At 41.5% G+C, this 12852-nt stretch carries 5 protein-coding genes; all 5 read right to left on the bottom strand.

Features of this window, described 5'->3' with window-relative positions:
• Positions 1-254: 254 nt before the first annotated feature.
• The gene (locus DI53_RS04035) at positions 255-2621 is read right to left on the bottom strand and encodes an ABC transporter permease (protein WP_037495667.1); all 2367 of its coding nucleotides are present in this window, start codon (positions 2619-2621) and stop codon (positions 255-257) included.
• Positions 2622-2771: 150 nt separating this feature from the next.
• On the bottom strand, positions 2772-5159 hold the full coding sequence (locus DI53_RS04030) for an ABC transporter permease (RefSeq protein ID WP_206537984.1): 2388 nt from the start codon (positions 5157-5159) through the stop codon (positions 2772-2774).
• 206 nt (positions 5160-5365) lie between these two features.
• Positions 5366-7759 carry an ABC transporter permease gene (locus DI53_RS04025; protein WP_037495662.1) on the bottom strand — a complete coding sequence of 798 codons (2394 nt, stop codon included), beginning with the start codon at positions 7757-7759 and terminating at the stop codon, positions 5366-5368.
• An 89-nt stretch (positions 7760-7848) separates the two neighbouring features.
• Positions 7849-10293 (bottom strand): ABC transporter permease, encoded by a 2445-nt coding sequence (locus DI53_RS04020; protein ID WP_037495660.1) that lies wholly within the window; start codon positions 10291-10293, stop codon positions 7849-7851.
• A 136-nt stretch (positions 10294-10429) separates the two neighbouring features.
• On the bottom strand, positions 10430-12850 hold the full coding sequence (locus tag DI53_RS04015; RefSeq protein ID WP_037495657.1) for an ABC transporter permease: 2421 nt from the start codon (positions 12848-12850) through the stop codon (positions 10430-10432).
• Between the last annotated feature and the right edge of the window lie 2 nt (positions 12851-12852).

Raw genomic sequence — 12852 nt, 5'->3', positions numbered from 1 at the left:
GGTTTCGAAATCAACTGCCGTTCGCAATCGAACAGTAATTGTCCGATTACGAACAGTTTACCTGTTATCAAAAACGTTTTTGCAGCGATGACTTTAGTAACTTAACGGTAATGATGTTAGTACTTGGATCATAGATGTTGGTACTTAGATTATAGATCTTAGTATGTAGATTTTAGACTTAGATGCTAATACCCAACTCCAATCTTTGTTACTCTTAATTTTTTACCTTTTAATTTTGACTTTTTAATTTTCAACTACTCATCCCGCAGACTATCTACAGGATTTGCTCTTGCTGCTTTAATAGATTGATAGCTTACCGTAACTGCGGAAATTAAAAGGGCACCTCCGCCGGCAAGAAGAAAAATATTCCAACCAATAGTCGTTCTGTAAGCGTACGTCGCAAGGTAATTACTCATTGCCCAAAATGCGATAGGAAATGCGATCAAACAGGACAGTGCCACAAGGGCAAGAAATTCAGCAGATAGCATGTTTGTTATAGAAAGCACGGATGCCCCTAATACTTTGCGAATGCCTATTTCCTTTATACGGTTTTCCGCCATAAAGGTAGCGAGGCCGAAAAGCCCTAAACAGGATATAAAGATGGTTAGTATGGTAAACAGAGTGGCGAGTTTGCCGGTTTTTTGTGATTCTGCGAACTTTGTTGCATATTCATCGTCTATAAAATTGTATTCAAATGGGTAATCAGGATTAAAGGTTTTAAAAATTTTCTCTGTTTTATCCAGCGCTTCCTTGGTACTAAGGCCTGGATTAAATTTGATGTGTAGCGTTTGCATACCAAATCCTTTAACACCTTCAAAAATTAAGGGCATGACAGGATCGAAAGGAGACTCTTGAATGAAGTCTTTGATTACTCCAATAATATGAAATTTGTTACCCGCATCAATGATCTCGTTTCCTATAGGATCTTTCAAACCCATTACTTTTATCGCAGACTCATTTAGTATGGCAGCGTTTGAGTCTGTTGGGAATGCGTTAAGATCGAAGTCGCGACCCTCTATCAGCGTGAACCCGGCGGTTTCTACCAGTTTGTCATCAGCTGTCTGCCTGTTGAACTGTACAACGCTATTCGGATCTTTACCTTCCCAGTCAAAGCCGTTCCATCCGCTCCAACGCTCGGTCAGCGGAGACATGGTTCGGGTAACAGAAAGCGCTATGCGTTGATCGATTAGTGCCTGTTTGATCAGTACAATATTTTTTTGTATATCGCCTTTTTCGGAAATGTATATAAGATTATCCTTTTGATATCCGCTTTCACGATCCTGACCGTATTGAATTTGTTGTCGGATAACTAGCGTGCCGACGATAAGTGTGATTGCGATAACAAATTGGAAAATAACTAAAATTTTCCGGGCGCTCAACTTACCATGTATGTGATGGAATTTCCCTTTCAACACTTTTATCGGACGAAATGACGAGAGAAAAAATGCGGGGTAGCTCCCTGCTAAAAAGCTAGTCAAAACAATGAAAGCAGCAAACGCGAACCAGAGTTCCAAAGAGTTGAAATTGATTTGAAGTTCTCTCCCCACGAGTCCACTGAAGGAGGGCAAGGCAAAAAGAAGCAACAGGACGGCAAATACGCCGGAAAAGAGCGTCAATAGAAAAGACTCGGTAAGAAATTGTGCGATTAGCGTGATCTTTTGTGCACCAACAACTTTGCGTACACCAACTTCTTTCGCGCGCTTCTCCGACTGTGCGGTGCTTAGGTTCATAAAGTTTATACAGGCAATCAGCAAGATAAAACAGGCAATCACGATAAAGATACGTACCATCTCAATGCGACCGCCGACCGCTTTTCCATTCTCAAACGTGCTGTATAAATATTTCTCGGACAGCGGTTGAAGGAAGCTTTCGGAACGTAGGTCTGAAGAATGCCGCTGCAGAATTTTTTGAATACTTTGCTGTAAATCTGCAACATCCGCATGTTCGGTCAATTCGACAAAAGCGAGTACCGAACTATTTCCCCAACTTTCATCCGAATATCCAAGTTTTTCCATACATGTCCAAGGAAGGAGATATTCGCAAGCTGCAAATCGGCTATTGCTTGGGATTGGTTTGAGTACCCCTTCCACAGTCAGATTCTCGTTGCGATCTAGGGTAAGACTCTTGCCCACAACATCAGTCGTTCCATAGAGTTTTGTTGCAAGCTCTTCTGATAAAACAATACTGGACGGATCTTTCAGTATATCTTTTGGATTGCCAGATAGGAGAGGCAATCCAAACATTGTTAAAAATGAAGAGTCGACAAACGCACCTTCCCTAGTGGTTAGTTTCTTGTCATCGACAGTAAATAGAAAACCACTAGTACGGGAAATGCGCGTTGTATTCCTAACCTCAGGAAACTCATTTTTTATAACTGGTGCCAAGGGCTTGGGTGTAGAGAAAAATACCGATATTTCTTTATCTAAAGGTTCGCGGGTACCGACTGCATACAGTCTATCTGTCTTAGCGTAAAACCGGTCAAAATTTACTTCACTGCTAACCCAAAGGAAGACAAGCATGGCTGCTGCCATGCCTATGGATAGGCCCAATATATTGATGGCTGTAAAGCCTTTGTTTTTCCGAAGGCTTCTCCATGCTATTTTGATATAGTTTTTGATCATGGTTGCTAGTATTTAGATGATAGTACTTAGATCATAGATTTTAGTATGTAGATTATAGATAATAGTATTTAAACATTAGAATTCGATAATTATTTCCAACTCCGGTCTTTTTTACTTTTAACTTTTTAATTTTGACTTTTTAACTTTCAACTACTCATCCCGCAGACTATTTACCGGATTAGCCGTCGCTGCGCGAATGGCCTGATAGCTGACTGTAGTTAGGGCGATGATTACAGCTAAAAGGCCTGCAACTGCGAACATCCACCACTCAATATCAATTCGGTAGGCAAAGTCTTCCAACCACTTGTTCATCGCCCACCATGTTAGCGGTGTCCCAATCACAATGGCAATGAGCACCAACCGTACGAAATCTTTGGAGATCATCACGAGAATACCAGAAATGGAAGCCCCCAACACTTTGCGAATACCGATCTCTTTTATGCGTTGCTCGACTATAAACGTTGTAAGACCAAATAACCCGAGGCAAGCAATAAAAACTGCCAAGAAAGAGAAGGATATCGCTAATTTCCCAACTTGTTGTTCCACTCTGTACATAGCGTCAAAAGATTCGTCCAGAAAATGATAACTAAATGGTAAGGCGGGCGATCGTGCTTTCCACTCTTCCTCAACCTGTCCTATAAACTGCTGTAGATTATTTGATGAGACACGGAAAGCTGCAGCAGATCGGTTATTTCCCAATCGCATCAATAAAGGTCCTACTTGTTGCCGTAGAGATTCAAAATGAAAATTTTTCACAACACCCACCACCGTATATGCTATGCTTTGCCCATCATCATACGGCATATAAACCTTCTGTCCTATCGGGTTGGCATATCCCAATACTTTCGCTGCGGATTCGTTGATAAGGATACCCGTCGAGTCGCTTCCATACGCACGGGAAAAATTCCTTCCCTGCAAAATTTCCATCGCTAATGTGGGAATGTAGTCGTAATCAATATCCCATCGTTGCGCATTGAACGAATTGGATTCATTCATCACCGGGTCTTTTGAAAAAGCGTTATCGTTTCTGTCTGAATTTGCTACGGGTAAAAATCTGGCAAAACTGGAAGACTGTACATCCTGCAACTGCGAAACGCTATGCCGGAAAGACTCTGCATTTGCGCCCAATGCCTGCGTCCCTTTAACCACGAGCACGTGCTCTTTATCAAACCCTACTTTCTTATTCTGAATAAAGTTGATTTGTTGGTAGACGACCATTGTTCCAGCTACCAATACCACTGATGTGAGGAATTGAAAAACGACTAAGCTGCTGCGAAATTTGCTGCGTCGAAAACCGCCATCGATTTTACCTTTCAATACCGATACCGGCTTGAATCGCGATAAAACCAATGCCGGGTAGATCCCGGCCAACCCACCGACTAAAAGGGTAAACAGCAATAGCAACGAGAGAAAGCTTGGGCTAAATAGATCCGTAAATGCTAATTCTTTACCGGCAATCGAATTGAAGTAGTTCAAAAATAGAGCTGCTAAAGCAATCGCTAGGAAGAATGCGAGACAGACCATCAGCATGGATTCGGTGAGAAACTGGGTAACTAACCATTTTTTCTTTGATCCCAACACTTTGCGTACGCCTACTTCTTTGGCACGCGTCGCAGACCGCGCAGTTGAAAGATTCATGAAGTTGACATAAGCCAAGAGCAACACGAAAATGGCAATAAAAGAAAAGATGCGTACATACTGCACATCTCCGTTAACGCCTAATTCGGGATATCGATCGGAATGTAAATGGATATCTTGTAAGGGCATTAATGAATAATGAATTCTATTTCCCGAGCGTTCGAAATCCTCCATAGAGTTTATATCCATCAACTGCCGAGCTTGTGGCAAAATATGCTTCTGAATCACTTGCGCAAAATTACGATCGAAGCTGGCTACGTTGGTACCATCCGCTAAAAGCACGTAGGTGTGAAAATTATGGCTGAGAAAGCTGTTCCACGGGTAATTAACATTGTGCATCGAGAAGATAAAATCAAACTGAAAATGCGATGTCCGGGGCATATCCTCAAATACAGCCGTAATTTTATAAGGTGATTCTTTGGCGTTATTGGTTTCAATAGATTTGCCAACAACATCTACAGTTCCAAAGTAACGTTTCGCGACGGACTCACTAATCACCACAGTGTTTGGTTTGTTAAGCGCATTCGAAGTTTCACCAGCAACCAATGGGATCGTAAAAACACGAAACAAGGTCGAATCTGCGTATGCTATTTTTGACTCGTGAATAAATTGTTCTTTCTTTTTGATGAGCCGCCCGCCGCTGGAATTGTAAAACCGCACGAATTCTTCCACTTCCGGATATTCAGCCTTCAATGTTGGTCCCATAGGATCACTCGACGTCGCAAGATGAAGGTCTGTCCCACCAATAACCAAATCGCTATTGATCCGATATATTCTATCCGCATATTTATGATGTTGATCGTAGCGCAATTCATCGGTTACATATAATGCAATCAGAATGAAAGACGCCAAACTTATCGCTAAACCGACAATATTAATGACCGAAAAGGTCTTATTCATTAGCAGGTTGCGTCGAGCTATTTTGATGTAGTTTTGTATCACGGTTGCTAGTATTTAGATCATAGTACTTAGTATTTAGATCTTAGTATGTAGATTTTAGACTTAGATGCTAATACCCGTTTTCGGTCGTCTTTACTTAAGATTTTTAGCTTCTTACTTCTAACTTTCAATTTTTTAACTTTTTAATTTTGACTTTTTACTTTGCATCACTCATCCCGCAAACTATCTACCGGATTGGCCAGTGCAGATTTAATCGCTTGATAGCTAATTGTTGCCATGCTGATCAGCACAGCCATTAATCCTGCAATAACAAAATAATACCATTTTATTTCGATGCGGTAACTGTAGTCCTGTAGCCAGTTTTCCATTGCCCACCAAGCGATCGGAGAGGCTATCAGAATCGCAATTATAACAAGCTTTATAAAATCAATGGAGAGTAAGGAGGTGACCTGCATGACAGTCGCTCCCAACACCTTCCTAACGGCAATTTCTTTCATACGTGTCTCCGCCATATAGGCGATTAGTGCCAACAGCCCAAGGCAAGAAATAAAGATTGTTAATCCTGCAAACACCATAGAGAGTGTGCCTATCGCCTTCGTTTCTTTAAATTTCTGTTCGTAAGTCTTATCTACAAACTGATATTCAAAAGGATAATCAGGATTAAATTTGTTGAAAATTGATTCAATAATCTTGAGATTGTCAGCGGTACTTCTGTTAGTATTTAATCGATAGTGGATAGTGGTAAACCAAGCCCGTGGGCCTAAAATTACCATAGGAAAATTATCTCCAAACGGTGAGCCTATAATAAAATCCTTCACAACACCAACGACAGTCCATCTTGTACCATCGCCATCAACTATGCTATTTATTGGATTCTCAAGGTGAAGACTTTTAACAGCTGATTCATTTAAAATTAATGCCGTGCTGTCTGTTGCAAATTTATAAATATCTATATCTCGCCCCGCTACAAGTGTTAACCCTAGATTCTTTACCGCATCGGCATCCGTACTAAAACGATTATAGGAAATTCGTTTATCTTCTTCCGTAGGTGTGCCCGTGGTAAAGCCCCAACCGTTACTGTATCTATCGGTCACAGGAGACATGTTTTTCGAAACAGAGATTACGGCATTACTGGCCAATAGCTCATCGCGGATAAGTTTGTAGTTTTTCTCCAGATCACCCTTAAGGTTGGTATATACTAAGCCGTTTTCATTATACCCTCGTTCACGTTGTTTGGTATGTTGGATTTGTTTTGTCACAACTAGCGTAGCAATAATTAAGACAATGGCCAAACTGAATTGCGTTACAACCAAGATCGATCGAACACTAAACCCTTTTGTTTTGGCAACTAGTTTTCCCTTTAAAGTCTTAATTGGCTGAAAAGAGGAAAGGAAGAATGCTGGATAGGTACCGGCTAATATGCCCGTCATTATGGCAAAGCCGATTAAGAGCAGCCAAGTTTGGATGTTTAGTAAAGATAAGCTGAGTTGTTTTCCAACAAGTTGATTAAAAAATGGTAGGGCTATAAAAATGAGTAATGTAGCGACTAGCATTCCAAATAAGCTAATCAAAATGCTTTCCGTCAGAAACTGAGCCATAAGGGTCGTTTTATTCGCACCAATTACCTTTCGGACACCTACCTCTTTTGCCCTGCGCTCGGAGCGGGCGGTGCTCAGGTTCATGAAGTTGATGCTAGCCACTAACATTATAAAAAGACCAATCCATATAAAGAGCTTAACGACATCAATACGCCCCGAAGTGTAATTTCCACCCTTCCCACTGTTGTAGAGGAAGGAGTCGACATAGGGGAATGCAAAAATTTCTCCTGTATTTTTCGCCGACTGATACCCTTTTTCCGCCGCAACTTTATTGAAATGATCTCGGGCATATGTTTTTATCTTTTCATTGAAAGCTGGAAGTGATGTTCCTTCTTTTAGTAGGATATACGTGCTTACTGAATTGTTTCCCCAATTGTCATCGACATAGCCAATTGTTTTAGCATACGCAAATGGAAGTAGAACGTCAAATTTAAAACTTGAATTGCTGGGTAAATCTTTGAGTATAGCCTGTACGGTAACTTGATCAACAGAGTCGATCTTTATTGATTTTCCGATAGGATCCTCATGTCCAAATAAAGATTTGGCATAACTCTCTGTCAAGACGATGCCTTTCGGATTGTCAAATTCGATGTTGTTTTCTCCTTTGATAAATGGAAGTGAGAACATTTCAAAGAATCCCGGATCAACGAAGACGGTATAGGCAATCAATTTTTTCTCTTTAAATGTTGTTAAGAGTTCATTGCCTTCGTCGTATCGGGTGAATTCCTCAATGTCTGGGAAATCTGTTGCTAGTGAAGGCCCTAATATCTTCGGCGTACTTACCCAAGCCGATTTTTCTCCTTGATTTTCATCACGATTGCTCATCATGTAGAGCTGATCACTCTTCTCATGAAACCGGTCCATGGAAATCATATTCTCCACCCACAACGCAATCAGGAGCGCACCTGCCATGCCAATCGCTAATCCTAAAATATTTATTATAGAGAATGACTTACTCTTCAAGAGATTGCGCCAAGCTATTTTGATGTAGTTTTTGATCATGATCAAAAAGTAAAAAATTAAAAAGTAAAAACTTCTGTAGTGACGCTAACTGAGAAAGTAATTTTTCACTACTCACTGTGCGCTACGCGCTATTCGTCTCGCAAGCTATTCACGGGATTCATGCGTGCCGTTCGTATAGCGTGGTAGCAAATCGTTCCCATAGCGATTGATAGACTGATCCCGCCTGTCAGCACAAAAACCCACCATTTTACTTCCGTGCGATAGTTAAAATCTTGCAGCCAGGTGTGCATCGCCCACCAAGCTATAGGTGTGGCGATAAATAGCGCTAACACGATCAGTTTTAAGAAGCCGAACGACAGCAACCTTATTATGCCGGTTATACTTGCGCCTAAGACTTTGCGCACACCGATTTCTTTCGTGCGTTGGGCAGTGGTGTAGGCTGCCAAGCCGAAAAGGCCTAAACATGCAATAAAAATGGTGATAATGGCAAAGGCCGTGAAAATTTCTTGTGTGCGCTGTACATCCCGGTATAACGAGGCAAAACCTTCGTCTAGAAAACTGTATTGAATCTTCTGCTGCGGTGAAAATTTATCCCATATCGCTGTGATATCACGTAGCGTCTGTGCGGCATTCGTAGGCTTGATCTTAACGGATATGAGCGAATTGCTTCCTCCGATAACCATACACAGTGGATCTATACCTTCTTCGCGGAGGGAGCCGAAGATGAAATCTTCCACTACACCGATAATCGTGTAGGTGTTGCCATTCGTTATGCGTGCGCCAATTGGATCCTTTATACCCAGTTCTTGCACCATCCGTTGGTTCACGATAACCGCCGCCGAGTCGGAAGCCATATTCATATTGAAGTTTCTACCGGCGACGAGGTGGAGTCCAAAAGTGTTGATATAGTCTTTATCGACCACCCAAAACTGACCGCCTTTACCGGCTTCCTCCTGCTGCCTTCCTTCAAGGTTAAAACTGTTGCCATTCCGTTTTGAGCCGTCGATATTTACGGGAATGTAATCACTAATAGCCACCGTTTGTACAGCAGGAATAGTGTTTAATTCTTCTTTGAAAACCTTCGCCTGGTTGCCCAGAGTAGACGTTCCATGTAAAACCAATACCTGATCTCGGCTGAACCCAACATCTTTATTTAGAATGAAATTCAGCTGCTGGTTTATAATAAGTGTGCCGATGATAAGCATGATGGAGGTCGCAAATTGAAACACCACTAATCCGTTTCGAAAATTTGAGCTTCCACTTGTTGGCGAAACTTTGCCCTTCAATACTGCAATGGGCTTGAAACTCGATAGAAAGAAAGCCGGATACACCCCTGAAAGCAGCCCTAATCCAGTTGCTGTAAGCAATGTTGCCGGTATAAAGTACCATGTATTCCAAGGGATGTACAGTGTTTTATCGGCCAAATTGTTAAATAGAGGTAGGAGCAAAAAGCTAATCGCAATGCCTAGAAGAACGGAAATAATACTGTACAGTAGGGACTCGGTAATGAACTGATTGATCAATGCCTTTCTACTAGAGCCTATCGTCTTTCTTACGCCGACTTCTTTGGCTCTCGTGCTTGCATTGGCTGTTGAGAGGTTGATAAAGTTGATAGCTGCAATCAGCAATATAAAACTGGCTATACCGGCAAAGATCCATACCACTTTGATATCGCCCCTTTTTTGGGTTTCTATTTTATAGTCCTTGATGTCGGTCGAATGGAGATGGATTTTTGTTAAGGGTTGCAATACAAGCTTGGCCGAATTCAGGACAGGGTTTATTTGCATGCCCGCTAGGATAGCAGCAGGCTTGTAGTGATCGTTAATGTATGATTTGGTTAATTGTTGTGCTAGCAGTTCCGTGTTTGTGTCCTTCTTCACTTTAATATAAGTGCTATAATTACTCGCTACCCAATTTTGCTGTTCACCCGGATAGAAATCAATGCCTGAAAGGGTCATAAAAAAATCGAAGCCTTGGAGATGTGAATTACTGGGCACATCTTCGATGACGGCATTCACTTTATAGGGCTTGTCTTTATCGTTATTTAAGTAGATGATTTTCCCGATCGGATCGCCTTTGAAATATTTCTCGGCTTTGCTTTTTGTGATAACAATGCTGTTAGGTTCGTCAAGCGCGTGTGCTAATGAACCAAATACTGTTCGTAACGGCAGCATATCTAACAGCGACTGGTCAACATAGGTAAAGCCATTGTCCGAAAAATTCTCGGGGTTGTCGTTGGTGGATAGTTGATTGCTTCCTGCTCCGAAAAGTGGGTTAGAGAGCATTCTGCCCGTCGCTTCTATCGCGGCAAACTCTTCTTTAAACGTTGGCCCGGTGGGGGCGGGGAGGGAGATACCCTTCCGGATAACGTTGTCTTGCTTAGCAACACCAACTAACCTATATATCTGATCAGCATCGGGATAAAACTTATCGTAGCTTAGCTCATGCTGCACAAAGAGCGCAATAAGCAAGGATACTGCAATACCAAACGCGAACCCTCCGATTTTGATAACAGAGAAAAGCTTCTGGCTGCGCAGGTTTCTCCAAGCTATTTTAATGTAGTTTTTGATCATGATCAAAAAAAGTAAAAATTCAGAATTAAAAAGTAAAAAACTCCTGTAGTGACGCTAACTGAGAAAGTGACTTTTCACTACTCACTACTCACTACTCACTACTCACTACTCACTACTCACTACTCACTACTCACAATCACTCATCTCGCAGGCTATCTACTGGTTTCACTACTGCAGCCTTAATTGCTTGATAGCTTACCGTCAACAATGCAATTCCTACCGCTAAAAAGCCGGCCAAAACGAAAACCCACCATTCAATTTCTATGCGGTAGGCAAAATCATTCAACCAATTATTCATAGCCCACCACCCGATGGGCGTGGAAATTATGATCGCGATAGTCACCAAAACCACAAAGTCTTTGGAAAGCATAGCTACAATTCTACTGATTGAGGCGCCTAATACTTTTCGTATACCTATTTCTTTCGTTCGTTGAAAAGCAGTGAGAGTGGCCAATCCAAAAAGGCCAAAGCAGCTGATTAAAATCGTTACACCGGTTGCCAAATCAATTAGTTTGGCTGTGCGATACTCTTTCTCATAGACGTTTTTTATTCTTTCCTCATTAAATTTAAATTCGAAAGGGGCATTTGGATAGAACGATTTCCATTCTTTTTCCATGATGGCCAATGTCTGTTGCCATTTTTTTCGATCTGTAGGCAATTTGATATTGAAATGCTGTAACTGGTGGGGGTTGTTTGATGATCCCAAAATAAGTGGCCCTGTTTTGTCGCGTAAAGAACGCTGATGGAAATCTTTGTAAACACCAACGATAGGGTGAACGGCGTTGTCCATCCGAACCAGTTGTTGACCAATAGCATCTTCAGGATTCTTCAAGCCTAATGCTATTAACGCTGATTCGTTAATTAATACCTCGCGCATGGTGTCTGTAAACTGAATGTTTCTGCCAGCCATTAATTGTATCTGATACAGATCGATATAGTTTTCATCGATGTACTTACGAGGTGTATGTAATTGAATCTTACCAGTATCTGCAGCAAAATGATACACATTTCCCCAATAACTATCATTCAGCGGTTCGTGTCCAACGGATACGGCAACGATCTCAGAATGCTGCTGTAATGCATTTTTATAGAGGAGCGGATTTACATCGCTATTTTGGTATGATTTATAGGGTATTCGGACATTGACAATTGCTTCATTCTCAAATCCCAAATCGGTATGTAATGTAAAATCGAGCTGTTGGCTGACAATAATCGCGCTAACAATAAAAAATTGAGCGATGATAAATTGGAAAACAATAAGCGATTTACGAAGTGTGAAACGCGTGCCCTTTATTTTTGAGTCAATTTTGCCTTTAAGCATCTCGATAGAGCGTAAATTATTTATCAAATAGGCTGGGTAAATACTGGACAGCAATGAGATAAGAAGAATAAGTCCAGTCAAAAAAAGTGCTACCACGCCGCCATTGTCGAACGCATTAATTCCGTCAGGGATAAATTCCGGATAGCTGATTTCGAAAAGTTTGATAATTGGCCAAGAAAAGAATAAACCCAAAATTGTAACACATAATGTTTCTACTAAGAAGCTGACCGTAATATGCAGCGGACGAACTCCCAAAGTCTTTCGAATACCAATTTCTTTGGCACGTTGCGGGATTTGCGCTGTGCTTAGATTGATATAGTTGATACTAGCAAGTAACAGCACAAAAAAACCGATTGCAACCAAGCCATACATCACCTTAGGGTCTGCAGATATGCCTTCGCTATCATAAGCTTCTTCAAAGTGTTTATTAGCGAGCGAGAACGTCTCAAACTTGCTAGCAGCACCGAATTTCAAGTGTTCAGGAGCACCAATCTTATCATACTCTTTTTGAGCCACAGCTAATAGCCTTTGTAGCGATGCAGCATTTTTAGTTTTTATATAAAGCAAATAGCTCGAATTCAACATCAACCAATTGTGGCTGGACCATTCTTTGTCAGGTATGGCGACAAATATTTTAGCCTGAAAGCTGCTTGGGTAGGGTAGGGTTTTTACGATACCGGATACGGTGTACTCTGTAGAATCTGCGATGATGGTTTTTCCTACAATCTCGGAGGTTTGCAAACCTGGAAAGTATTCTGCTGCTACATCCTCTCGAAGAACCATGTTGTATGGATCGAGTAACGCTGTTTTTGCGTGTCCCGCCAGCCATTCATATGGAAGCATATCGAAATAGTTGTTATTAATGCCAATGATTTTTTTTGGCTCTTCTACGAGAAGTGGATCGTTGTTATCAGATTGTGAAATCCGGAAACGTTCGAAATGTTGCGAGTAAACCGGTACCACAGCAGCATCGGGAAGTGTTTGGTCCGTGAGTAACGGCGCCATTCCTAAAGGTACACCGACAAAACCATTGCTGGCATTCGGCTCATCATCTACGCAAACTACTTGTTGGATATATTCTACTTCTGGGATATGCCTATCAAAACTAAATTCATAATGGACCACCCGGAAAACAATCCAACACGCACTGATGCCAATGGCAAGCCCCATAATGTTCAGCGCCGTGAGCAGGCGGTTTCGCCATAGCTGTCGGAATACAATTTTAAAGTTTAGCATAA

Source organism: Sphingobacterium deserti (assembly GCF_000757725.1).
In the GTDB taxonomy this organism is placed as follows: domain Bacteria; phylum Bacteroidota; class Bacteroidia; order Sphingobacteriales; family Sphingobacteriaceae; genus Sphingobacterium; species Sphingobacterium deserti.
This window is presented reverse-complemented; position numbering and strand designations above follow the sequence as displayed.